The organism is Streptomyces sp. NBC_00335 (assembly GCF_036127095.1).
Taxonomy (GTDB): Bacteria; Actinomycetota; Actinomycetes; order Streptomycetales; family Streptomycetaceae; genus Streptomyces.
Genome location: NZ_CP108006.1, coordinates 2,596,487 through 2,620,635, shown reverse-complemented (window position 1 = coordinate 2,620,635; position 24,149 = coordinate 2,596,487). Strand labels below are relative to the sequence as shown.

Sequence of the window (24,149 nt, the reverse complement as noted above, 5' to 3'; positions counted from 1 at the left end):
GTTGTTGGGCTTGGTCCACTTCTGGGCCTTGTTCTTGCCCCGAAACCTCCGCGTCCGAGGAGCGTTCAGGGGCTCACCACTGACGCTATCCGGAGCCCGGTACACGGTCGCGGACGCGCGGGCGACCCGACCGGTCTCCCCCTTGCCCGATACGACCTTCCGGCGCCACACCCACTCCCCCCGCCCCACACGCCATCTACAGTCCGATCATCGGACCCGCATACGAAACGAGCCGAACCCCGTCAAGGACACGCGGCGCCACAAGGAGTCGGTTCCTGCACGAGCTCAAGATCGAGTACGCGCAAATGCGGAACACGTCTTAGACTGCGCCCGGATCAGGCACAGGGGGTGGGGGCAAGCGTGGCGACCGATATACGCGTGACCGCCGCCAGGTCGGCGCCGCCGCGGCCCGGCGACGACAAGAGCTGGGGCAAGGTCACCACGCCGCGGACGCTGCTCTCCCGGGCGCTCTCCGTCCCGCTGGCCCTGGGATTCACCGTCTTCCTGCCCCTGTTCGTCGCCGTCCAGCCCGGCGCGGGGCAGCACGACGCCGCCTTCTGGCTCCAGCTGCTGCTCACCATGTACGCGGGCGCCCGGCTCTCCGCGATGGTCCTCACCAGCCGTCGCAAGCTGCTCCAGGGCTCCTTCTGGCTCTTCGTCTACATGGCCATGGGCGTGGCCCCCCTCGCCCAGGCCGTCCTCGGGCAGGTCCCGACCCCCGTCGTCGGCCCGCGCTCCGACCTCACCGCCGCCATCGCCCTCGTCCTGCTCGGCTGCGCCGCCTTCGACGTGGGCGTGCTGCTGGCCCGGCACCGGCCGGCCGGCCGCGTGGGAGGTTCGCTGAAGGAGCCGCGCCCGGTCATGGCGCACCGGCGGCGGCTGCACCTGCTGACCGCCCTGGCGTTCCTGGGCAGCGCGGCCCTGATCGTGAAGCTCGGCGGCCCGGCGGTGTTCTTCTCCAGCCGCCAGGAGATCATCGCGGGCATCGAGGAGGCGGGCGTCTCCCAGGACGGCCAGGCCGGCCAGGCGCTGCTGCGCGGCTTCGGCACGGTCCCCGCGCTGCTGGCCCTGCTGCTGTACACGCGCTGGCTGATCACCTCGAAGTTCGCCCGCCGCAAGGTGTCGATCATCGTCACCTGGTCGGCGCTCGCGGTCCTCAACCTGATCGTCAACAACCCGATCTCCAACCCGCGCTACTGGTTCCTCACGGTCATGTTCGCGCTGCTCTTCACCGTCTTTCCGGTGAGCGCCGCGATGTACCGGGTGGCGCTGTCCATGGCCGTGGTGATCGCCCTCCTCGTCTTCCCCTTCGCGGACCGCTTCCGCTATGACGAGAAGAACTACAAGCCGGTCGAGACGACCTCCTTCCTGGAGCCGATGGCCCTCAAGGACTACGACCAGATCGGCATGTTCGCGAACACCATCACCTTCTCGGAGTCCGGCCCCGGGCATTCCTACGGGCGCCAGCTCGCGGGATCCGTCTTCTTCGCGGTGCCGCGCTCGGTGTGGTCGGGCAAGCCGCGCGACACCGGCGTGATGGTCGGCCAGTGGATGGGCACGGTCAACACCAACCTCTCCTCCCCGATCTGGGCCGAGCTGTGGATCGACTTCGGGCCGCTGGGCATGGGCGCCGGGCTCCTGGGGATGGGGTACGCCTCCGCCCGCGTCGACCGGCGGTACGCGAAGCGCGCCCGGCGCAGCTCGCCGCCGGGCAGTCTGATCTCCACGGTGGTCCCGCTGGTCGCGGGGTACTCCTTCATCCTGCTGCGCGGGCCGCTGCTCCAGGCCTCGGGCCGGATCGCCATCGCGGGGATCTGCCTCGCGCTCGTGGCCACGTACCGGCAGGACAAGGCCACCGCCCTGCGCTGACGGCCAAGTGCGCAACCGCTCCACAAGTGCAACCGCTCAACTTGTGCATCGAATACGCGGCGCCGGTACAGTGGAGTCATGACCGAACCGGTGGGGCGCCGCGAGCGCAAGAAGGCCATGACCCGCAAGGCCCTGGCCGATGCCGCACTGCGCCTGTTCCTGGAGCACGGGTACGACAAGGTCGGCGTCCGTGACGTGGCGGAGGCGGCCGACGTCTCGGTGACCACGCTCTTCAAGCACTTCCCGAGCAAGGAAGCCCTGGTCTTCGACGAGGACGAGGACATCGAGGCCGCGCTCGTCTCGGCGGTACGGGACCGCGCGCCCGGCCAGTCCGTCCTGCACTCCCTGCGCGAGCACTTCGTGGAGACCCGGGCGTCCCGCCGGATCGACGATCCGGCGGTGATCGCCCACATCACCCTGGTCCGGGAGACACCGGAACTGGTGGAGTACTGGGACCGGATGTGGCGGCGCCACGAGTTCGCCCTCGCCGCCGCCATCGCGGCCGAGACCGGCGCCCCCGAAGGCGATCTCCGGTCCGCCGCACTGGCCCGGTTCGTGATGGACACCGCGAGCCTGATCCGCGGCCAAGAGGACCAGCGGCAGGCCATGCGGGACCTGTTCGACCTGATCGAAGCGGGCTTCGGGGACGCCCCGGCCTGACCCGGCGGGCCGGGAAGCGGGCCGGGAAGCGGACCCGGCCCCCGCCCGGACCCGGTGCCTCAGGCCGCCCGGACCTGATCCGCGGAGGTGGCGGCAGCCGGTGCGGCAGCCGGCAGCCGGGCCACGCGCAGCCAGCCCGCCGCGGCCTTCGAGGCGGAGCCGAGGGCGAGGCCCCACGCGGCCCCGGCCACGCCCCAGACGGCGTACCCGCCCAGCAGCAGCCCGACCGACAGCAGCGAGAAGACCACCTGGAGCGAGAGGGTGGCCTTGGGGTTCAGCACCCGCAGGGTCAGCAGCGCGCAGGTGCCGAGCCCCATGACGGCGTACTGCGCGCCCGTCGCGGGCAGCAGGGCCGCCGCCGCCTGCCAGGTGTCGCCGAGCAGTTCGCGGCCGGCCCGCTCGGGCAGCGCGTACAGCACGGCTCCCCACGCGGCGCCGGTCACCGCGAGCGCGCCGCCCATCAGGGCGGTCAGCCGGACCACGCCCCGCTTCCCGGAGGCCCGGCCGACGACCGGCGGGCCGAAGGAGTTCGCGGAGTTGAAGAGCACGTTCAGCGGCCCGAAGAGGGTGGTGGCGCCGCGCAGCGCGCCGACGGCCAGTGGGCTCGCGAAGACGCCGAGCCCGAGGACGGCGAGCTGGCTGGAGCCGTTGCCCACGGCGAACTCCACCGCGAACCGCTGCCCCAGGTACCCGCGCCGCAGGTACGGTCCGAGGTCCGAGGAGCCGCCCCGCACCGAGGGCCGCAGCAGCCACAGGCCGAGCGCCAGCGCGGGCAGCGCGGAGACTCCCCACACGAGCACCAGCCGCCAGGCCGGGGCGCCCTCGGGCTGCAGGAGCAGCGCGGTCACCACGCAGGCGAGGCGCAGCGCGTCGGCCGCCAGCGCCCGCTGGGGCGCCCGCAGGGCGGAGAAGCAGTAGCGCAGCCCGTCCTGCAGCAGCACCAGGGGCAGTACGAGTCCCAGCGCGAGGAACGCCCGCCCGGCCGCCCCGGGCAGCAGCAGGCCCAGGAGGGCCAGTACGGCTCCCACCGCCGCGGAGGCGGCGCCGGTGAAGGCGAGGCCCGAGCGGCAGGCCGTGGCGAGCCGGGCGGTGCCGGGTTCGTCCTTCTCCAGCACCAGGGTCTGGCCGACGTAGGCCATGTTCAGGCCGAGCAGCACGGTGAAGGTCACGTAGACCATCGAGAAGTCGGCGAAGCCGGCCGCCGAGGAGAGCCGGGCGGCCAGCACCAGGACGAGGATGTTCGTGGCGCTGGACGCGGCCTGGTCCAGTACCGAGGCGACCGCCGCGAGGCCGCGCCGGCTCACCGCCGGCCCGTGCGGACCGTACGCAGGGCGACCGTGTCACTCCCGTCGCCCGGGATGTGCTGCGCGGGGTCGGCGGCCGCCACCTCGTAGGGGATCGGCTGCGGCTCGCCCCGGCGCGGCGCGGAGGGCGGGCCGGGGGCCGGCCGGGGCTCCTCGGCGGCGGGGCCGCCGCCCTTGGGGCTCCTGCCGAGGCCGCGCTTCTTCTCGCCCGGCAGCGGCGCGTGCAGTACGGCGCCCAGTACGGTGCCGCCGGCCCCGCTGATCAGCTCGCGGATGCGGGAGAGGTCGGTGCGGCGCACCGCACCGGGGTTGCAGACCACCAGGACGCCGTCGACGCGGTCGACGAGCGCGAGGGCGTCGGCGTACGAGAGCACGGGCGGGGCGAGCACCACGACGGTGGAGTTGGGGGAGTCGGCCTCGGAGATCAGCCGGGTGGCCCGCTGCGAGGTCAGCGCGCGGGGCACGTTGCGCACCCGCTCGCCCGGGATCAGGTCGAAGCTGCCCGACTCGCCGGCGTCCACGAGGAGCTGGCGGCCGTCGGGCCACTCGGTCTCGGCGTGCTGCGCGCCCGCGCCGCCCTGGGACTTGCTCCAGCGCGGCCGGCCGGCCGCGTCGGTGGGCAGCTGGCTGGCCAGCACCGGGGTGCGCAGGTCGGCCTCGATGAGGAGCACGTCCTTGCCGGTCTCCGCGAAGGAGGCGGCCAGGTTCACCGCCACGGCGGCGGCGATCTCGCTGCTGCCGCGCGGGGCGACCACGAGGAGGCGGCGCCGGTCCGCGAAGCGGGCGTCGTAGGCGAGGCGGAAGGCCACCGAGCGGAACTCCTCGGCCAGCCGGGGGTCCTCCTCGCCCGCCGCGAGCAGCGGCCCGCCGTCGGCCTTGCCCCGCGGCAGGGAGCCCAGTACGGGCGCGCGCAGGGCCCGGGCGACATCGCCCTCGGAGCGCGGAGCCGGGTCGAAGACGAGGCGCACCCAGGCGCCGAGCAGGCCGAGGGCCAGACCCACGGCCGCGCCCAGCGCGAGCGACATGGGCAGTCCGGGGCCGTCGGCCCCGTGCGGCGGGACGGCGGAGCTGGTGACCCGGCCCGGGGTCATGTCCAGGGCCTGGAGCTTGGCGATGTTGCCGTTGAGGGTGTTGATCTTGCTCTGCTGGTCGGTCTTGGCGGAGTACGCGGCGTCGCGCGCCGGACCGGCCGGCATGCCGGTGATCTGCTTGGACAGCTCTTCGAGCTGCTTGGCGACCGGATCGCGCTGCTCCTGGTAGCCCTTGACCATCTTGTCGCGGGTGGCGTCGAGGGCCTCCTGCCGCTTGAGCAGGTAGGCCTCGGTCATCGCGTTGGCGCGCTTGGCGGCCTCGGTGGGCGAGCCGGCGGTGTAGGTGAAGCGCAGCACCATCGTCTGCGGGGGGTTGGTCACCTGCAGACCGGCGCGCAGGGCCGAGAAGTCGGTGGCCGAGACCCCGAGCTTCTTCGCGGCCTCGTTGGCTATGGAGCTGGAGAGCGCGACCTGGCGCTCCGAGCCGATGTTGATCGCCTTGTCGGGGGCGAGGCTCGGGTTGAAGGGGTCGTCGGTGGGTGCGCGCAGCACGATGTCGGCGGTGGCCACGTAGGTGTCCGCCGTGGAGACGCCGAGGTAGACCCCGCCGAGCAGGCCGATGCCCACGCCCGCGCCGATGAGCCGGCGGTAGCGCAGGAGCTGGCGGAACTGGTCCCGGAGCAGGTCCGGTTCGTCCTCGGCCGGAGCCGCTGCAGGGCGGTTGGTCTCGATCACGGCCGGGGACCCCCAAGTGCTTCGTCCATCAGTGCGTCGATGCGGGCCAGGCCCGCCTCACGGCTCAGGTGCGCCGCCACGTGGCGCGGCCCGGCCGCCCCCAGCGCGTCCGCGCCCGCGGGGTCCTCGGCCAGTGCCCGTACGGCCTTGAGCAGGGCCTCCGGGTTCTCCGGCGGTACGAGCACCCCGGCGCCCGACCGTTCCACTTCCTGGGCGGTCCCGCCCAGTGCGGCGACGGAGGCGACGACGGGGCGGCCGGCCTGGAAGTAGGAGGTCAGCTTGGACGGCACGCTCATGTCCATCACGGCGGCGTGCTGCGTGACCGCGAGCACGTCCGCCGCGGCGAGGATATCGGGGAACTCGCCGTCGGCGGCAGGGGGGATGATGTCGAGATTGGGAACATCGGCCGCCAGGTCGGCGAGGGCGGAGCGCTGGCTGCCGTCGCCCATCAGGACGAAGCGGACGCTCGGGTCCAGCCGGGCGGCGCCGACGAGGACCTCCAGGCCCTGCTTGAGCCCCATGTTCCCGGAGTGCAGGACGACGGTCTGGCCGGGAGCCCACCCGAGGTGGTGGCGGGTCCGGCCGCGCGGCTTGGTGGGCAGCGCCACGTGGGACCAGTTGGGGACGAGCCGGATCCGCTTGGGGTCCACGCCCATGCCGACGACCCGGTCGACGAAGGTCTCGTGGATGACGCCGACGAGGGCGGCGCGCTTGAGGGCGTGGGCCTCGGCCCGCCCGGCGAAGGCGGCGGCCTTGTCGCCGCCGCTGATCCCGCTCTGCGCGGCGGCGGCGCCCATCAGGTCTTGGACGACCGGGACGAAGGGGACCTTCCAGCGCGCCGCGAGGCGCGCGGCCAGCAGGCCGCCGGCCAGGCTCGGCATCTGGGCGAGGACCGCGTCCGGCTTCGGCATCCGGGGCGGGGCCACGGAACCGTGCAGCAGAATCGATCCTTCGAAAAGTGCGCGACGCAGGGCGGTCTGGCGCGGAGGCACGGTGTGCGCACGCCGGTGCACGGTCACGCCCGCGCGCTGTTCCGTGCGCCGTAGCGCCCCCTTGTACTCCGGCTCGACGGACCAGGCCGGGTAGTGGGGCATGCCCGCCAGGACATGGGTGTCGTGACCGAGACCCGCCCAGTGCTCCGCGATCTGGGTGGCGTACGGGCCGATGCCCGTGTGCTCGGGGGCGTAATTAGTGGAAACCAGCAGTAGGCGTCGCTGACCGGATTTCGACACTCGACGTCCCCCTCTCACCTGGATGATGCGCACGTCACCCTATTCGTTCACCGGCACCAGGGGGAACGTGCACGCTATTGTCTGCTAATCCGCCACACCGGGGTGTGCGGCTTCTGGGGGATAACACGTGACGGAGCGGGATATGTCCGAATTTGAGACGCCTGGGCGGAGACCTCATCGCGTCGGCTACGCGCCGGGTGCCTATGACCTCTTCCACATCGGACACCTCAACATCCTTCGGCACGCCCGGAGTCAGTGCGACTACCTGGTCGCCGGGGTCGTATCCGACGAAATGGCGGAACTCGCCAAGGGGCGCCGCCCGGTGATACCGCTCGTCGAGCGGCTGGAGATCGTCCGCAGCGTCCAGTACGTGGATGCCGCTTTTGTCGAGACCGTCCCGGACAAGGTCGAAACGTGGAAACAAGTCCGTTTCGACGTCATATTCAAGGGCGACGACTGGCGCGGCACCCCCAAGGGCGACCAGCTGGAAAAGGACTTCGCCGTGCACGGGGTCGAGGTCGTCTACTTCCCGTACACGGTCCACACCTCCAGCACCCAGCTGCGCCGGGCCCTGGACGTGCTGTCGGAGCCGCTCGCCACGGAGCAGCGGGGCTGAGCGGCACGCCCGCGGGCGCCGGCCCCGGTCACCTGGGTACGGCGCTGAGCTCCCGGAACCACTTCGCGAGGAACGCCACCAGGAACAGCGCGGCCATCACGCCCGCCGCGGCGTACACCCAGCGGAACAGCCCGCTGCCGCCGAGGAACAGGAACACCAGGCAGAACACCCCGTAGTCCACGGGCAGCAGCGCCACCGCGCGCAGGGTCGACGGCGCGGCGGCCGCACTCCCCGGCGCGGGCTTCGGCTTGAGCTTCTCCGTCAGCAGCCCCCCGAAGAAGGTCACGACCGCGGCGAGCTGGAAGCCCAGGGGCAGCAGCAGCCAGCCGGCCGCGGCGCCGCCGTCCGCGCCCCCGCCGATCCCGTAGGCCTCGGGGAAGCGGTAGAAGGCGATCAGTACGCAGGTGTGCAGCGAGGTCAGCTTCGCGCAGTCCACGACGTGGTCCAGCCACTCGCCCGCCGCGCTGCCGCCCCCGCGCAGCCGGGCGAGCTGCCCGTCGGCGGAGTCGAAGGCGAAGCCGACGGCGAGCAGGGCCCACACCAGGGCGCCCAGCCCCCACGAGGGCGAGACCAGGGCGACGACGGCCGCTCCCGCGAAGCTCAGGGCGGCGCTGACCAGCGTCACCTGGTTCGGGGTGAGCCCGAGCGCGTACGACCCGGCGGCCAGGTACCGCCCCACGGGCCGGTTGACGAACCGGGAGTAGAGCGACACCCCCTTCGCCGACTTCTGCGCCCCGCGCAGCTCCCGCAACGCGGTCCCGACACTCGCCATCGACACAACCCCTCGAACATCCGTATATGCGTGCGTGCGTACGATCCGTACGAAGGGCACATCATCGCAGGACGCCCGAGGGCTCCCGCCCCGGGTCGGCCGGATGCGGACACCGGGAGCCCCGGCCTTTGCGGCCCCGGCCTTCAGAGCCCCGGCCTCCGGAGCCCAGGCCTTCAGCAGCCCCGGCCTTCAGGGCCCCGGCTTCTACGCCTTCCCGCCCACCACCTTCAGCAGCAGCACCGCGCGGGCCGGGACGCTCACGCTCTCGCCCCCGCGGTGCACGGTGGCGGGCGCCGCAGCCTGGTCCTCCCGGGAGGTGTCCAGGACCAGTTCGTACGCCCGGGCCCAGGGCGCCCCCGGCAGCACCCACGTCACCGGCATGTCCCCGGCGTGCAGCAGCGCCAGGAAGCTGTCGTCGGTGACCTGCCGGCCGCGCTCGTCACGGCCCGGGATGTCCTGCCCCGACAGGTACAGGCCCACCGACCCGGCCGGGGCGTACCAGTCCCGCTCGGTCATCTCCACCCCCGCCGGGGTGAACCAGGCCAGGTCCCGCAGCCCGTCCGCACCCTGCGAGCGCCCCGAGAAGAACGCCCGGCGCCGCAGCACCGGATGGGCCCGGCGCAGCGCCAGCAGCCGCCGGGTCAGTGCCAGCAGCGCCTGCCAGGACGGGTCCTCCAGCAGCGACCAGTCCACCCAGCTCGTCTCGTTGTCCTGGCAGTACGCGTTGTTGTTGCCGCCCTGCGTGCGGCCGAACTCGTCGCCCGCCACCAGCATCGGCACCCCGGTCGACAGCAGCAGCGTGGTCAGGAGGTTGCGCAGCTGCCGCCGGCGCAGCGCCGCGATCCGCGGCTCCGTACCGCCCTCGGGCTCGCCCTCCACCCCGCAGTTCCAGGACCGGTTGTCATTGGTCCCGTCCCGGCCCGCCTCGCCGTTCTCCTCGTTGTGCTTGGACTCGTACGAGACCAGGTCGCGCAGGGTGAAACCGTCGTGCGCGGTGATGAAGTTGACCGAGGCGTACGGCCGCCGCCCGCCCCACGCGTACAGGTCGCTCGACCCCGACAGCCGGTAGCCGAGGTCCCGTACGTCGGGCAGCGCGCCGCGCCAGAAGTCCCGTACGGCGTCCCGGTAGCGGTCGTTCCACTCGGTCCACAGGGGCGGGAACGCCCCCACCTGGTACCCGCCCGAGCCCACGTCCCACGGCTCGGCGATCAGCTTCACCCGCCGCAGCACCGGATCCTGGGCGATCACCGCGAGGAACGGCGAGAGCATGTCCACGTCGTGCATCGAGCGGGCCAGCGCCGCCGCCAGGTCGAAGCGGAAGCCGTCCACGCCCATCTCCGTCACCCAGTACCGCAGCGAGTCGGTGATCAGGCGCAGCACGTGCGGCCGCCCGGCGTGCAGGGTGTTCCCGCAGCCCGTGTAGTCCGCGTACCGGCGCTGGTCCGACTGGAGCCGGTAGTACGCCCGGTTGTCGATCCCGCGCAGCGACAGCGTCGGGCCCAGCTCGCCGGCCTCCGCCGTGTGGTTGTAGACCACGTCGAGGATGACCTCGATCCCGGCGGCGTGCAGCGCCTTGACCATCCGCTTGAACTCGCCGACCTGCTGGCCGGCCGTACCGCTGGAGGAGTACGCCGCGTGCGGGGCGAAGTAGCCGACCGAGTTGTAGCCCCAGTAGTTGCGCAGACCCCGGCGCAGCAGGTGGTCCTCGTGCGCGAACTGATGGACCGGCAGCAGCTCCACCGCCGTCACCCCGAGCCCGGTCAGGTGCTCGATCGCCGCCGGGTGCGCGAGGCCCGCGTACGTGCCGCGCAGGTGCTCGGGGATGCCCGGGTGGCGCATCGTGAAGCCGCGCACGTGCAGTTCGTAGATGACCGAATCGGCCCACGGGGTCTTCGGCCGGACGTCGTCCGCCCAGTCGTCGTCATCGTGGACCACGACCCCCTTCGGGACGTGCGGGGCCGAGTCGCGGTCGTCGCGCACGGTGTCCGCGATGTACTGCTGCGGCCAGTCGCGGACGTGTCCGTACACCTCCGGCGGCAGCAGGAAGTCCCCGTCCACGGCCCGCGCGTACGGGTCCAGGAGCAGCTTGGCCGGATTGTGCCGGGCCCCCGTCCACGGGTCCCAGCGCCCGTGCACCCGAAATCCGTACCGCTGCCCGGGGCGCACGCCGGGCAGGAAGCCGTGCCAGATCTCGTGGGTCAGCTCCGTCAGCGTGCACCGGCTCTCGGACCCGTCCTCCGCGAAGAGGCAGACCTCCACCGCCTCCGCGCCCTGCGCCCACAGCGCGAAGTTGGTTCCGGCCGTCCCGTCCGGTCCCTGGTGGAACCGGGCTCCCAGTGGATGCGAGGAGCCGGGCCACACGGGCGGCCCGGGCACCCCCCGGCTCACCGCGGCGTGACCCCTGACCTGCGGTTCCATCAGCCCCAGCGGCTGGCCGGCCGGATGTCCGCTCCCGTTGCCGGCGCCCGGCCCGTTCCCGTTTCCGTTTCCGTTCACCGTCCCGTGGCCGGCCATGGCCCCGGTCCCGCCCTGAACGCCGTCCCGGGTCCCGGGTCCGGCTTCGGCCCTGGGCTCGGTCCCGGCCCCGGATCCGGTCTCAACCCCGGCCAGGGGCTCCGCCTCTTGCTCGGCTGCGCTCGACACTGCCCGCCTCCACGGCTCTCGGTACCTGCGGGGGTGGGGGAACTGCGGCCCCGGCGTCCCTGCCGCGGCCCGCCCCCGTCCGGTCCTTCCCACTGTTCTGCCCGGACTGCCCTGCCTGGAACGTGGGCCGCGCCCACGTTTCCCCCGGAGGGGCCCGGTCGTTGGAGGAACGTGACTCTTCTGACGAGGCGGGCAGGGGCGGGCTTCGCCGCCGTGGCGGTATGGGCGGGCCTCCTCGGAGGCCTGGCCGGATGCACCGAGAACGGCGGCTCCCCGATCGAGATCCAGCTGCCCGGCAAACCCCGGTCACCGGACGAGGCGATCAGGATCACCCCCGACGACAACGCCAAGGGGGTGCCGGCGGAGGGGCCGCTGAGGATCACCGTGCCCGAGGGCCGGCTGGAGCGGGTCGTGGTCACCAAGGTGGAGGACGCCCAGCAGGAGCAGGTGCCCGGGGCCATCGCCGTCGACGGGCTCAGCTGGAGCCCCGACCCGGCGTCGGGCCGGCTCGCGCTCGCGGCCAAGTACACCGTGGACGCGGTCGCGCTCGACGGGCACAACCGCCGCCAGGCCCGGCACACCACCTTCACCACCTACGTTCCCGAGGAGAGGTTCATCGGCTACTTCAAGCCCGAGAACCGGTCGACCGTCGGCACCGGCATGATCATCTCCTTCGGGTTCAGCCGGTCCATCGAACGCCGCGCCGACGTGGAGCGGGCCATCACGATCACCTCCGACCCGGCCGTGGACGTGGTGGGCCACTGGTTCGGCGACGAGCGCCTCGACTTCCGGCCCAAGACCTACTGGAAGCCCGGCACCGAGGTCACGGTCAAGCTGAACCTGCGGGACGTCGAGGGCGCCGCCGGCTCCTACGGCATCCAGGACAAGACCCTGCGCTTCACCGTCGGCCGCTCCCAGATCTCCACCGTCGACGCGGCCGCGCACACCATGGAGGTCCGGCGCGACGGCGAGCTGCTGTCCACCGTGCCGATCACCGCCGGGGCGCCGAAGAACATGACCTACAACGGCAAGATGGTGGTGATGGAGCTCTTCGACGTCACCCGCATGAACGGGCAGACCGTCGGCTTCGGCGGCGAGTACGACATCCCCGACGTCCCGCACGCCATGCGCCTCACCCGCTCCGGGACCTTCCTGCACGGCAACTACTGGGCCAGCCCCGACACCTTCGGCTCCACCAACGTCAGCCACGGCTGCATCGGCCTGCGCGACGACAAGGGCGGCGGCTCGGACACCCCGGCCGGCTGGTTCTTCGACCGGAGCATGGTCGGGGACGTGGTGGAGGTCGTGAACTCGCAGGACAAGACGGTCGCCCCGGACAACGGGCTGGGCGGCTGGAACATGTCCTGGCCGGCCTGGGTCGCGGGCTCCGCGCTCGGCTGACCCGGCGTCACCCGCCGCTCACCTCACCCGCCGCCCTCACCCGACACTCCCTCACCCGACACTCCCTCACCCGACACCCCAGTCGAGTGATTGTCGTACCGGAATGCCGTAGTGGGGGAGTGTCGGTCCGCCCGGCTCGCCGGAGCCCGCCGCCAGCCTGTACGGGCCCACCCGCACGCGGCGGCAGGCAACGGACGGAGCGTCATGTCAGCAAGGAAGTGGACCCTCGGCCCCCTGGGGCTCGCCCTCGGGGCCGTACTGGCCGCAGGCGCCCCGGCGGCCCTGGCGGCGCCGGCCGCACCGGGCCCCGGGGGACAGCAGCCGGCTCCGGCCCGTCAGGCCGCCGGGGCCCTGCGGGCCCCGCTGCCGGGCGGACTCGGTCCCTGCCTGGGAGCCCGGTGCCCCGACCCGTTCCCGCAGATCGAGGTCGGCACCGAACCCAACGGCTACGACGAGGGCATCAACATCTTCGTCGGAGCCGACTTCCTCGTCCGCGAGCGCGCCGCCGAGGCCGAGGGCAAGGTCGTCGTCCTCGGCAACTTCGACCAGAACAAGAACCTGGCGGCAGCGGGCGGGGCCTACAACCTCGGCGTCGTCGGCGCGGGCTCGCTGGTGCCCCCGCCGGACTTCTCGGACTTCCTCACCACGGGCGGCAACGTCAACATCGCCGTCGACCAGCGGCTGATCGTCGCCCCGGGCGTCGTCCGCTACGCGGGCACCGCCCCCGGCGCAGGCACCGTCGAGAGCCGTGGCATCGACCCGCTGGTGCACGACCCCGCCGCCATCACCCCCTACGCCGGCCTGCGCGACCAGCTCACCGCGGCCAGCCGGTGCTACGCCCGGGTCGACGGCAGCCCGCGCCCGGCCACGGGCACCGCCGTCAACCAGGACGGCACCACCGTCTTCACCGGGGACAACACCTCCCCGCTCCAGGTCTTCAACGTGGACTTCGACCTGGTCAGCGCGAGCAACGGCGCCATCGGCTTCCGCTTCGACCGGATCCCGGCCACCGCCACCGTCCTGGTCAACGTCCTGGGCACCAGCCGCACGATCAACACCTACGCCGGCAGCATCAACGACACCGGTGCCGGAGCGGACCCCTGGAACGGCTACCGCACCCGGCTCCTGTGGAACTTCCCCGACGCCACCACCGTCCAGCTGGTCGGCACCGGACAGTTCCAGGGCAGCGTGCTCGTCGGCGAGCAGGCCTCGACCACCACCGTCACCCTGCCCGGGACCAACGGCCGCTTCTTCACCACCGGCGGTCTCGTCCACACCAGCACCGGGGGCGGTGGCCAGGAGTTCCACGCGTACCCGTTCAACGGGGACCTGCCCGACTGCGGGAACACCGTCCCGGTCACGGGCAAGGTCTCGGTCCTCAAGCAGGACACCGGCGGCCTGCCGCTGGCCGGAGCCACGTACGAGTTGTGGCGGGAGACCAACGGCACCCCCGGAGCCCAGTTCACGAGCCCCGGCGGGGACACCAAGGTCACCGACTGCGTCACCCCGGCGAACGGCATCTGCTCCGGCACCGTGGCGCCCGGCACGTACTACTGGCGCGAGACCCAGGCCCCGGCCGGCTACGAGCTCGCCGCGAACCCCGTCGTGGAGCTGACGCTGACCGCGCAGAACGCGGCCGAGGGCGTGAGCGCCACCATGAGCAACACCAAGCTCCCGGGCAGCGCCGAGGTGGTGCTGCGCAAGTCCGACGCGGACGGCGGGGCGCTGCTGCCGGGCGCCCGCTTCGAGCTGTGGCGCGAGGCCAACGACCGTACGGGCCTGCAGACCACCGGAACGGGCCCCGACGAGCAGCTCGCCGGGTCCTGCACCACCGACGCGCAGGGAAGCTGCACGGTCCAGCTCCCGGTCGGTGAGCGGTACTACTGGCGGGAGACGCAGGCACCGGCCGGCTACGACCTGCCGGCGGACCCGGTCACGCCGTTCGACCTCACCGCGGGACACGTGACCACCGGCCTCGTCGTGAGCGTCACGGACGAGCGGACCGGGGAGCCCGAGTACGAGGGATCGATCGAGGTCCTGAAGAAGGACGCGAAGACCAAGCGACCGCTGCGCGGGGCGGTCTTCGAGGTGTGGAAGGAGACCAACAGCACCAGCGGCCTCCAGACGCGCGGCATCAACCCGGACCGCAAGGTGACGGCGGGCTGCGCGACCGACCGGGCCGGGGCGTGCTCCTTCCCGGGCCTCGACGAGGGCTGGTACTACGTGGTCGAAACGGCCGTGCCGGAGGGCTACGTCCTCCCGCGCAACCGGGTCACGGGTCCGCTCCACCTGGACGGGACCACCCCGGACCACCGCCTGGTGGTCACCCTGGAGAACAAGCGCGACGACCACGGCAAGGGCACCAAGCCCCCGAAGCCGGGCCGGGCCGCATAGGCCGCCCGGGTGGGCCGGTGACCCTGCCGGCCCACCCGGCGCGCCGGTGCCCGGCCGATCCGGTTGGCTCGGAGCCGACGGCCCGGCCGGCGGGCGCGAGGAGGTCCGTATGAGCACAGGGCACGCGGCGGGCGCGGGAGGCGCGGCAGACGCGATAGGCGCGCTCGGCACGATGGGCAGGGCGGCGGTCACGGCCGTGATCCTCGCGGCGGCCGCCCTCGCCCCGACGGCGCCCGCAGCCGCAGCGGATCCGTCCCCGGCCCCGTCGGCCCCGGCCGTGTCCCCGGCCGCGGAGGCGTGCACCGCCGGGACCGGGCCCTACCAGCGAGAGCTGGAGGAGCACCTGCGCCGGACGGCCGACGGGACGCAGGACGCCGGGGACTGCGAGGCGATCCGCACCTTCCAGCGGGGCAACGGCATCCGGCCCGCCGACGGCTATGCCGGACTGGTCACCTTCCGGACCATGGTCGCGGTCGCCGCCCGTGCGAACCCCAACGCCGCCGGCGACTGCCCGGTCCGTACGCACCGGGTGACCTGCGTGGACATGGAGCGCCAGCTCCTGTGGGTGCAGCGCGGCCGCACGGTGGTCTTCGCACCCGTCCCCATCCGCACCGGACGGGACGACGAGGAGACCCGTCCCGGCTGGCACGAGATCTACTGGCGCAGCGAGCACCACGAATCCACGCTCTACGCCAACTCTCCGATGCCCTACGCCCAGTTCTTCGACGAGGGCCAGGCCCTGCACGGCCGCAAGGGCAACCTGTACGCCCACGGCGGCTCGGCCGGCTGCGTCAACCTCACCGTCCCCGACGCCCGGCGGCTGTGGGACCTGCTCACCGAGGGCGACGCCGTCTACGTCTGGGGCACCAAGCCCGGCACGGAGGGCTGACTCCCGGCGCACGGACCACTCTTGGGACGGAACGGTGACACGACCGTACTGTCTCGTGATCCCCCATGTGATTTCCTGGCGATAAGCGCGCGACTGTCCGTGCGCGGGGGACATGGGGAGAACGATCGTGAACCTGCAGCCGATACGCGGGCGCGCCCGCACCGGCCTGCCGGCCCTCCTGCTGGGCGCGGCCCTGCTGTTCACCAGCGCGTGCAGCGGTGGCGGAAACGCCGGCGCCGCCGGCGGGAGCGGTGGAGCGGACGGGGGTACCGGCACGACCGGTACCGAGGCGTCGAAGGCCGTCGTGAGCGTCAAGCCGGACGACGGGGCCAAGGAGGTCGCGACCAGCGGCGTCCTGAAGATAACCAGCACCGGCGGCAAGCTCACCACGGTGACGGTCGCCGACACCAAGGGCAACGCGGTGGAGGGCAAGCTCGCCGCGGACGGCGCGAGCTGGGAGCCCGCCCGCAACCTCGCCTCCGCCACCGAGTACAAGGTGCACGCGGTGGCCAAGGACGAGGCCGGCCGCGAGTCCGCGAAGGACACCACCTTCACGACCCTCACGCCCGCCAACACCTTCATCGGCCAGTACACCCCCGAAGACGGATCGACGGTCGGCGTGGGCATGCCGGTCTCGATCAACTTCTCCCGCGGCATCACCAACCCCGAAGCCGTGGAGAAGGCCATCACGGTGACGGCCGAGCCGTCCGTCCCGATCGAGGGCCACTGGTTCGGCAACGACCGACTGGACTTCCGCCCCGAGAACTACTGGGCCGCGGGCACCAAGGTCACCCTGAAGCTCGAACTCGACGGGGTCGAGGGCCGGCCGGGGGTCTACGGCAAGCAGACCCGTACGGTCAGCTTCAAGATCGGCCGCTCCCAGGTCACCACGGTCGACGCCGGCAGCAAGCAGATGCAGGTCGTCCGTGACGGCCAGGTGCTCAAGAACGTTCCGATCACCGCGGGCGCCCCGTCGACGACCACGTACAACGGTCAGATGGTCATCAGCGAGAAGTACAAGGTGACCCGGATGAACGGCGCCACCGTCGGCTTCGGCGGGGAGTACGACATCTCCGACGTCCCGCACGCGATGCGGCTGACCACCTCCGGCACCTTCGTCCACGGCAACTACTGGGCCTCGTCCGGCACGTTCGGCTCCGAGAACGTCAGCCACGGCTGCGTGGGCCTGAAGGACGTCCGCGGCGCCGGTGACGGCGGCCAGCCCGCCGCCTGGTTCTTCAACGAGTCGCTGATCGGCGACGTGGTCATCGTGAAGAACTCCAAGGACAAGATCGTCGCCCCCGACAACGGCCTCAACGGCTGGAACATGGACTGGGCGGAGTGGATCAAGTAATTCCGGTCGGTACGTAGTTCGGAGGGCCCGGTGTCGGGTGGCCCGGTGCTGTGACCCACAGCACCGGGCCGGTCGCGGTTAACGGGGGCTAACCTTCCCGTATGACCATCTCTCTCGAAGTCTCCGAAGGCGTCGGCGTCATCCGGCTGGACCGGCCGCCCATGAACGCCCTGGACATCGCCACCCAGGACCGGCTGCGCGAGCTCGCCGTCGAGGCGACCGACCGGGCCGACGTCCGTACGGTCGTCATCTACGGCGGCGAGAAGGTGTTCGCGGCCGGCGCGGACATCAAGGAGATGCAGACGATGGACCACGCGGCCATGGTCGCCCGGTCCCGCGGACTGCAGGACGCCTTCACGGCCGTGGCCCGGATCCCCAAGCCCGTGGTCGCGGCCGTCACCGGTTACGCCCTGGGCGGCGGCTGCGAGCTGGCCCTGTGCGCGGACTACCGGATCGCCGCCGACAACGCGAAGCTCGGCCAGCCCGAGATCCTGCTCGGCCTGATCCCCGGCGCGGGCGGTACTCAGCGGCTGTCCCGGCTGATCGGCCCCTCCAAGGCCAAGGACCTCATCTTCACCGGCCGCATGGTCAAGGCGGACGAGGCGCTGACCCTCGGCCTCGTGGACCGCGTCGTACCGGCCGCCGAGGTCTACGAGCAGGCGTACGCGTGGGCCGCGAAGCTGGCGCAGGGCCCGGCCCTCGCGCTGCGCGCCGCCAAGGAGTGCGTGGACGCGGGGCTGGAGACCGACATCGACACCGGGCTGACCATCGAACGGGGCTGGTTCGCGGGCCTGTTCGCCACCGAGGACCGCGAGCGCGGGATGCGCAGCTTCGTCGAGGAGGGTCCGGGGAAGGCCAAGTTCCTTTAGGCGCGGCCCTGTCGGGAACCCCGCCCCGGATCGGCCTTGCCGGCGTCATTCCTGTGGGTGGATTAGCCAGGCCTTAAGGCAGCCTTAAGCCAAGCCGGTGATCCACTCTCGGTGATCGTCCTTTCGCGGTGCGTCACCGCAGGTCAGCGGGGCGTGATGGGCTCCGGGTTGCCGATTGCATATGCCAGGAGGACCCCTCGGAATCAAAGATCCCGGGGGGTCTTTTCCTGCGGAACGGCCCGAACGGCCTGACCGGCCCTCCATGATGGGTGCATGGCGGGTCTGGAGGGTGTGGAACAGCCGCGGCAGCGCAGTAGCGCTTCCGCGGTACGGCTCACGGCGGCCCTGGAGGACGAACTCGGGCTCAAGGCGCTGGAGTTGTACGGGAATCCGGCCGAGGCGGAAGTGACGCTGCCGTCGATGCCCGAGTCGGCGAGCACCGCCCGCAGGCTCACGCAGTGCGTGGTCGTCCGCCTGTGGGGGCTCTCGCCGCAGATCGCCGAGCACACGGTCCTGCTCGTCTCGGAACTCGTGGGCAACGCCGTCCGCCACACGGGGGCCCGGTCCTTCGGTTTACGGATGGTCAGGCGGCGCGGCTGGATCCGCGTGGAGGTGCGCGACCCCTCGCGCGGGCTGCCCTGTCTCATGCCGGTCCACGAGATGGACACCACCGGCCGGGGGCTGTTCCTCGTCGACAAGCTCTCGGACCGCTGGGGCGCGGACCTGCTGCCGCGCGGAAAGATCACCTGGTTCGAGATGCGGGTCGCCGACCGCTGAGTCCGGCCCCGGCTGCCGCCCCCGGCCGCTGCCCGACCGCCGCGCACCGACCCCGAACGCCAGAAACCCCCTGTCGCCGTTGTGGGGCGCTGCGGGGGTTTCATGGGTGTGCCGAGGATCGAAGGGGGTGTGATCCTCGGCAAGGACTTCGCTCGGGTCAACGGGAAGCCGTGATTCCGACTATGGCAGACGAGGGACCAAATGCCAAAAGTCCCAAGTTGGACATAAGTGTGCATATCCTAAGACTTTCTACCTAAATCTTAGGTGAGGTGGGCCACTGACCTCGTAATCAACGAGTAAAGATCGGCTGCTCTGTGTGAATCGTTGATCACATAGCGGACAGTGAGCGGGGCGCCCCGGTTCGGTCGAAGGTCCCGAATGGGGTCAATCAATGCCTACACGGGCATCCACCCCTTAAATGGGCGGGTGCTCTGCTACCCGGACCGCCGATCCGCTCTCCGTGCCGGCGCGGCGGTCGCCGCCGGCCTCCTCGCCTCCGCCTGTGGCACGGACGCCCCCGCCGCCCCCGGGCCGTCCGCTTCCGGGACGGCCCCCGCAGGCCCCGCGGCCCCGGCGAAGGCCGCCCCGGACAAGGCGCCGGCCCGGGCCAAGGCGGCCGCCGCCCCGCGCCGGTTCGCGGGTCAGCCCGTGGAGATCGGACACGGCCCCCGCGGCCGTCCCGGCGTCGCGCTCACCTTCCACGGCAACGGCGAACCCGCCATCGCCAAGGCAGTGCTCGCCGAGGCGGAACGGGCGGGCGCGCGGGTCACCGTACTGGCCATCGGCGCCTGGCTCGACGCCCACCCGGAGATGGCCCGCCGGATCCTGGACGGCGGCCACGAGCTCGGCAACCACACTCAGCGCCACCTCGCGATCAACACCATGCCCGAGGAGCAGGCGTACGCCGAGATCACCGGCTGCGCCGACCGGCTCAAACGGCTGACCGGATCCATCGGCACCTGGTTCCGCCCGTCCCAGACCCAGTACGCCACCCCCCTGGTGCGAAAACTGGCCCAGCGGGCGGGCTACCCGCACGTCCTGTCGTACGACGTGGACTCCCTCGACTTCACCTCGCCCGGTGCCGCGGCCGTCATCCGCACCGTCATCGGCCCGATCCAAGGCGGATCGGTGGTGAGCCTGCACTTCGGCTACGCGGACACGGTCGACGCGATGCCACCCCTCCTCGAAGAACTCGCACGCCGCAAACTGCGCGCGGTGACCACCACGGAGCTGCTGACCCCATGACGACCACCCGCCTTCCCCGGAAGGCCACCGCGTTGCTGGCCGGTCTGGTCCTCGCCGCCCTGACCGGCTGCGGAGCGGCCGACAAGGGACCCGCCGAGGCCCTCGGCACGAAGGGGCCCGCCGCGCCCGTCAAGGCCGTACCGGCCGTGCCCCCGGGCCTGGCCGGAATGCCGCCGCTCCTCGATCCGAACGACGTGTACGCGGCCGACCGCCCGAACAAGCTCTCCCCGGTGGTCAAGGACTTCCCGTCCCGCGTGTACGTGCCGAACACCAGCTCCAACACGGTGTCCGTCATCGACCCGGTCACGTACAAGGTCATCGACACCATCCCCGTCGGCATCCAGCCCCAGCACGTGGTCCCCTCCTGGGACATGAAGACCCTCTGGGTCAACAACAACCGGGGCCACACGCTCACCCCGATCAACCCGGCCACCGGCGAGGCCGGCAAGCCCGTCGAGGTGCACGACCCGTACAACCTGTACTTCACGCCCAACGGCAAGTACGCGATCGTCATGGCCTCGATGGACAAGGAACTGGTCTTCCGCGATCCGCACACGATGGACCGCGTGAAGACCGTCCCCGTGACCTGCTTCGGCGTCAACCACGCGGACTTCTCGGCGGACGGCCGCTACTTCATCGTGAGCTGCGAGTTCTCCGGCGAACTGCTCAAGGTCGACACCGAGAAGATGGAAGTCGTCGGCCAGCAGAAACTGCCCTTCGAGGGCGCGATGCCGCAAGACGTCAAGGTCTCCCCGGACGGGAAGACCTTCTACGTCGCGGACATGATGGCGCACGGCATGTGGGTGCTCGGCGGCGACAAGTTCGAGACCCCCAAGCTGCTGCCCACCGGAAAGGGCTGCCACGGCCTCTACGTCAGCCGCGACTCCAAGGAGATGTACGTCTCCAACCGCGGCGAAGGGTCGGTCTCCGTCTTCGACTTCACGCAGAACAAGCTGACCAAGAAGTGGGAGCTGCCCGACGGCGGCAGCCCCGACATGGGCGGGGTCTCCGCCGACGGCAAGGTGCTGTGGCTCTCGGGCCGCTACAACTCCGAGGTCTACGCCATCGACACCACCACCGGCAAGCAGCTCGCCAAGATCCCGGTGGGCGGCGGACCGCACGGCCTCGCCGTCTACCCGCAGCCCGGCCGCTACTCCCTCGGCCACACCGGCATCTTCCGGTAGGCCGCGAACGGTCGAGCGCGCGGGAAACGGCCGTGCCCCGGGAGCTCGCACAGCTCCCGGGGCACTCTGGACCGCTCACCGCCGTCTCCTCACCAGGCGACGGGGAGCCGCTCGGGAAGGCGCTTGATGAAGCCGGTCCGCCACACGAGGTTCTCCGCCGGCACCGCGAGACGCAGCTCGGGCAGCCGCTCGACCAGCACCTCCAGCGCGATCTCGGCGTGCGCCCGGCCCAGCGCGGAGGCCGGGCAGAAGTGCCGGCCGGCGCCGAAGGCGAGGTTGGCGTTGGAGCTCTCGCGCTCCAGGTCCAGCTCGTCGGGGTTCTCGAAGGCCTCCGGGTCGAAGTTGGCCCCCTCCAACAGGACGAGGACCAGCTCCCCCTCCTTGACCAGCACGTCCCCGACCTGGATGTCCGCCATCGCGATGCGCGGCAGGCCGTCGCCCACGGACAGGTTCCAGCGCAGCAGCTCGTCCACGGCCTTGCCCATGCGCTCCGGGTGCTTGCGCAGGTACCCGATGAGCTCGGGCTTCTGCAGCAGCGCCAGGACCGCCAGGGTCAGGAATGCGGAGGTGGAGACCGCGCCGGCCCCGAAGAGCGAGACGGCGACGGTGGCGAACATGTCGTCGGTCAGGTGCGCCGACTCCGGGTCCGCCTCCTTCAGCTCGGCGAACTTGCCGAGGAGCCCCGTACGCTCCTCGGCAGGCAGCGCCAGCTGCGCCTTCAGTTGGTCCTCGAAGTAGCCGACGTCCTTGTACCAGTTGAGCGCCGAGTCGGCGAACGGTTCGCGAGCGGTCATGAACGCGACGTCCAGCCCCGACATCAGCCGCCGCCAGTCCTCGAACGGCACCCCCAGCACCTGGCAGTGCATGGCCGCGGAGAAGGGATCGGCGAAAGCGGCCCGCAGGTCGGCGGGCCCCCCTTCGGCGACGAGCTCGTCGATGAGCTCGCCGGCCTTCGCGCGCAGCCAGTCCTGCAGGCCCTTCTGGCGCGGGTTGAGCGCCTTCATGACCGCGTTGCGCAGTCCGGCGCTGTTGATGTTGCCCATGTTGTTGACGACCTCGGGCGGGATCGTCAGCGCGTACTGGCGCGGGACGCCGGCATTGGCCGTGTCCTTGAGGCTGAAACGCTCGTCCTCCAGCACCTGCTTGGCCAGCGCGTAGCTGCTCACCAGCCAGGCCGGGTCCCCGGTGAGGGTACGGACCTTCGCGACCGGCGCCTTCTCGCGCAGCCAGGTGCACTCCTCGGGGAGCACGTCACCGCGCCGCGAGAGAGGGAAGTCGATGAGGGGCTCGGCGGTCAGTCCGGTGCCCTCAAGCTGCTCGACGCTCATCGACGGTCCCTTCGGTTGGTGCGGTGTGCGCGTGCGTGTTCGTGGTTGCGTTCGGGTCGTTCGGGTTGCTCTGCGCGCTTTCTGCCGCTTCGGGCCGTACCACGGCGTATGCCTGGTTCCTCGTCGCGCGCAGGCCCCCACCGCGCGAGAAGAGGAGGTCGGTCATCGGCATCTTGACGTGGTAGGCCGCCACGGAGGACGGCACGTCGAGAATGCTCGGGGTGTCGATGAAGAACGGCAGCTCGGCCGCCATGTAATCGAAACACACCTGCAACTGTGCGTCGGTGATTGATTCACCTTCCGGCAACTTGGATCCGACGAAGTGCAGAGCCATTTCCTCGCAGCCCTTGCGGAATTCTTCGTCGGTCTCCAGGAAATGGAGTACGCGTCGGTGCAGAAGTTGGTAGACGGGGTTCGTCTGGAACTCCGAAAGTGCCCTCACTCGGATCTCTGCGTGCGGAGGTCCTGATTCCTCCACGCCCTTGAGAATCCTTCGCCGCACTGCCTTGATTTCCTTCGTCGCACGCTTCTCGGCGTGTTCCGGGGTGTAGCCGAAGGCTGCGAACATCCGGTCCACGTGGAGGTCTGCGTACACGAAGTCGACCTGTGCGAAGCGGGTCGTGGCCCATCGGGCGAGGTCGGATATGCGCTCGGAGCTGAAGTAGCTGTTTCCAGGACTCACTCCGATGAGCACATGGTCGCCGTCTTCCCAGATGTGGTGGCAAGTGCGGGTGAAGGGCAGAACTTCGAATGATGCGTCAGCTGTGATCGTCACCTGTGTGATCGCCCTTGTTGCCGCTTGTCCCTGGGAGCCCTGCGCTCCCGGTGTGGCGGCAATGTCGCTACGTTATGCCGTGGCCCCGGAGCGTGACAAGTGGAGGCTTGAATTGTTGGCTGGAATTATCGCTTCCGCACTACGGAAGAGTAATTGAATATCTATCTGCCGCTCGAACGGGACCCGGGGCGTGAGGGGGTCGGGCGTGCCGCTACCCTGAGCCGGTCAACAAGCACCAAGAAGGGGTGGACCCAGTGGCGGACATCGAGAGCGCACGGACGACGTTCGGCAAGTTCGACGTGAACGGTGACGGCTTCGTGACGGCCGACGAGTTCCGTTCGGCGATGGCGGCGATGGGTGACCCGTACGTCACCGGCCCGGTCGCGGAGGCCGTGATCGCCGCCAAGGACTCGAACGACGACGGCCTGCTCAGCTTCGACGAGTTCTGGGCCTCCCTGAACAAGTAAGCCCCCGCGCCGCCCCCTGGCCCCTGCCGGGCCGGGGTGCGCGCGTCAGGCCTGCCGCGGCCCGGCCGCCATGCCCTCCACCTCGGCGAGGGCCTCCTCCAGCCAGCGCAGCCAGAAGGTCTCCAGCCCGGTTCCCGCGTGCAGCACGACCCGCCGCAGCCGGTCCTCCTCGGAGTCCCGCCCGGCCGGGAAATCCTTCTCCTCGATGCCCTCGTACACGGCCAACTGGGCCCGGTGCAGCTCCAGATGCCGCCGCAGCTCCGCGGCCAGCCCCTGCGGCCCGACCACCGCCGCCGCCCGGATCCGCAGCAGCAGGGGATCGCGCACGGGCTTGGGATCCTGACGCTCCCCGACCCACCGCGCCAGCTCCCCGCTCCCGGCGGGCAGCACCTCGTACTCCTTCTTCTGCCCCCGTACGGGCCCCTCGCTGGGCAGCGCCCGGATCAGCCCGGACTCCTCCAGCCGGCCGAGTTCGCGGTAGATCTGCTGGTGCGTCGCGGACCAGAAGTACCCGATCGACTTGTCGAACCGCCGGGTCAGCTCCAGCCCCGACGAGGGCTTTTCGAGCAGGGCGGTGAGGATGGCGTGCGGGAGCGACATGCGG

At 71.4% G+C, this 24,149-nt stretch carries 20 protein-coding genes; 12 read left to right on the top strand and 8 right to left on the bottom strand.

The genetic code is table 11. From position 1 onward, the window contains the following. Positions 1-360: 360 nt before the first annotated feature. Together OHA37_RS11480 and OHA37_RS11475 are read left to right on the top strand one after the other, a co-directional pair. Entirely contained in the window at positions 361-1,869 is a 1,509-nt protein-coding gene (locus OHA37_RS11480) for a hypothetical protein (protein WP_443046151.1), read from the top strand. Positions 1,870-1,947: 78 nt separating this feature from the next. Continuing rightward, positions 1,948-2,529: a TetR/AcrR family transcriptional regulator gene (locus tag OHA37_RS11475; RefSeq protein WP_266904296.1), complete on the top strand. Its 582-nt coding sequence runs from the start codon at positions 1,948-1,950 to the stop codon at positions 2,527-2,529. Between the two features lie 59 nt (positions 2,530-2,588). On the opposite strand, the gene OHA37_RS11470 is transcribed toward OHA37_RS11475, so the two are convergent. Genes OHA37_RS11470 through OHA37_RS11460 form a run of 3 tightly spaced genes read right to left on the bottom strand, consistent with a single transcriptional unit; the run spans position 2,589 to position 6,801 of the window. After that, positions 2,589-3,833, bottom strand: a complete 1,245-nt coding sequence (locus tag OHA37_RS11470) for a hypothetical protein (RefSeq protein ID WP_266904294.1) — start codon at positions 3,831-3,833, stop codon at positions 2,589-2,591. Further along, entirely contained in the window at positions 3,830-5,599 is a 1,770-nt protein-coding gene (locus OHA37_RS11465) for a lipopolysaccharide biosynthesis protein (RefSeq protein ID WP_266904292.1), read from the bottom strand. The genes OHA37_RS11470 and OHA37_RS11465 overlap by 4 nt, the downstream gene beginning before the upstream one ends. Further along, on the bottom strand, positions 5,596-6,801 hold the full coding sequence (locus tag OHA37_RS11460) for a glycosyltransferase (RefSeq protein WP_266912688.1): 1,206 nt from the start codon (positions 6,799-6,801) through the stop codon (positions 5,596-5,598). The genes OHA37_RS11465 and OHA37_RS11460 overlap by 4 nt, the downstream gene beginning before the upstream one ends. 172 nt (positions 6,802-6,973) lie before the next feature. Here OHA37_RS11460 and OHA37_RS11455 point away from each other — a divergent pair, with 172 nt between their 5' ends. After that, positions 6,974-7,447 (top strand): adenylyltransferase/cytidyltransferase family protein, encoded by a 474-nt coding sequence (locus OHA37_RS11455; protein WP_266904290.1) that lies wholly within the window; start codon positions 6,974-6,976, stop codon positions 7,445-7,447. Positions 7,448-7,475: 28 nt separating this feature from the next. Here OHA37_RS11455 and OHA37_RS11450 read toward each other — a convergent pair whose 3' ends face one another. Continuing rightward, the gene (locus OHA37_RS11450; protein WP_266904288.1) at positions 7,476-8,219 is read right to left on the bottom strand and encodes a CDP-alcohol phosphatidyltransferase family protein; all 744 of its coding nucleotides are present in this window, start codon (positions 8,217-8,219) and stop codon (positions 7,476-7,478) included. A gap of 204 nt (positions 8,220-8,423) precedes the next feature. After that, positions 8,424-10,637: a glycogen debranching protein GlgX gene (gene glgX / locus OHA37_RS11445; RefSeq protein WP_266904286.1), complete on the bottom strand. Its 2,214-nt coding sequence runs from the start codon at positions 10,635-10,637 to the stop codon at positions 8,424-8,426. A 405-nt stretch (positions 10,638-11,042) separates the two neighbouring features. Here glgX and OHA37_RS11440 point away from each other — a divergent pair, with 405 nt between their 5' ends. The 8 genes from OHA37_RS11440 to OHA37_RS11405 all read left to right on the top strand — a co-directional run bounded on the left by OHA37_RS11440 (position 11,043) and on the right by OHA37_RS11405 (position 20,975). Then, positions 11,043-12,263 carry a L,D-transpeptidase gene (locus OHA37_RS11440; RefSeq protein ID WP_266912686.1) on the top strand — a complete coding sequence of 407 codons (1,221 nt, stop codon included), beginning with the start codon at positions 11,043-11,045 and terminating at the stop codon, positions 12,261-12,263. A gap of 204 nt (positions 12,264-12,467) precedes the next feature. Beyond that, complete coding sequence (locus OHA37_RS11435) at positions 12,468-14,657, top strand: choice-of-anchor A family protein (protein ID WP_266904284.1); 2,190 nt, start codon at positions 12,468-12,470, stop codon at positions 14,655-14,657. Between the two features lie 172 nt (positions 14,658-14,829). Then, entirely contained in the window at positions 14,830-15,546 is a 717-nt protein-coding gene (locus OHA37_RS11430; protein ID WP_266912684.1) for a L,D-transpeptidase family protein, read from the top strand. A 112-nt stretch (positions 15,547-15,658) separates the two neighbouring features. Next, positions 15,659-16,900, top strand: a complete 1,242-nt coding sequence (locus tag OHA37_RS11425; protein ID WP_443046150.1) for a L,D-transpeptidase — start codon at positions 15,659-15,661, stop codon at positions 16,898-16,900. A gap of 101 nt (positions 16,901-17,001) precedes the next feature. Beyond that, complete coding sequence (locus tag OHA37_RS11420) at positions 17,002-17,769, top strand: enoyl-CoA hydratase/isomerase family protein (protein WP_266904282.1); 768 nt, start codon at positions 17,002-17,004, stop codon at positions 17,767-17,769. Positions 17,770-18,042: 273 nt separating this feature from the next. Then, a complete protein-coding gene (locus tag OHA37_RS11415) occupies positions 18,043-18,546 on the top strand; it encodes an ATP-binding protein (protein ID WP_266904280.1) in 504 nt (167 codons plus the stop codon). A gap of 426 nt (positions 18,547-18,972) precedes the next feature. Next, a complete protein-coding gene (locus tag OHA37_RS11410) occupies positions 18,973-19,791 on the top strand; it encodes a polysaccharide deacetylase family protein (RefSeq protein ID WP_443046149.1) in 819 nt (272 codons plus the stop codon). After that, complete coding sequence (locus OHA37_RS11405) at positions 19,788-20,975, top strand: YncE family protein (RefSeq protein ID WP_266904276.1); 1,188 nt, start codon at positions 19,788-19,790, stop codon at positions 20,973-20,975. Before OHA37_RS11410 ends, OHA37_RS11405 begins: the two co-directional genes overlap by 4 nt. Before the next feature lie 89 nt (positions 20,976-21,064). Here OHA37_RS11405 and OHA37_RS11400 read toward each other — a convergent pair whose 3' ends face one another. Both OHA37_RS11400 and OHA37_RS11395 read right to left on the bottom strand, forming a co-directional pair. Then, a complete protein-coding gene (locus OHA37_RS11400; RefSeq protein ID WP_266904274.1) occupies positions 21,065-22,303 on the bottom strand; it encodes a cytochrome P450 in 1,239 nt (412 codons plus the stop codon). Beyond that, complete coding sequence (locus OHA37_RS11395) at positions 22,284-23,078, bottom strand: tRNA-dependent cyclodipeptide synthase (protein WP_266904272.1); 795 nt, start codon at positions 23,076-23,078, stop codon at positions 22,284-22,286. Before OHA37_RS11395 ends, OHA37_RS11400 begins: the two co-directional genes overlap by 20 nt. 254 nt (positions 23,079-23,332) lie before the next feature. Between OHA37_RS11395 and OHA37_RS11390 the strand changes: the two genes are divergently transcribed. Continuing rightward, on the top strand, positions 23,333-23,545 hold the full coding sequence (locus OHA37_RS11390; RefSeq protein WP_266904270.1) for an EF-hand domain-containing protein: 213 nt from the start codon (positions 23,333-23,335) through the stop codon (positions 23,543-23,545). A 45-nt stretch (positions 23,546-23,590) separates the two neighbouring features. Here OHA37_RS11390 and OHA37_RS11385 read toward each other — a convergent pair whose 3' ends face one another. Beyond that, on the bottom strand, positions 23,591-24,145 hold the full coding sequence (locus tag OHA37_RS11385; protein ID WP_266904268.1) for a PadR family transcriptional regulator: 555 nt from the start codon (positions 24,143-24,145) through the stop codon (positions 23,591-23,593). Between the last annotated feature and the right edge of the window lie 4 nt (positions 24,146-24,149).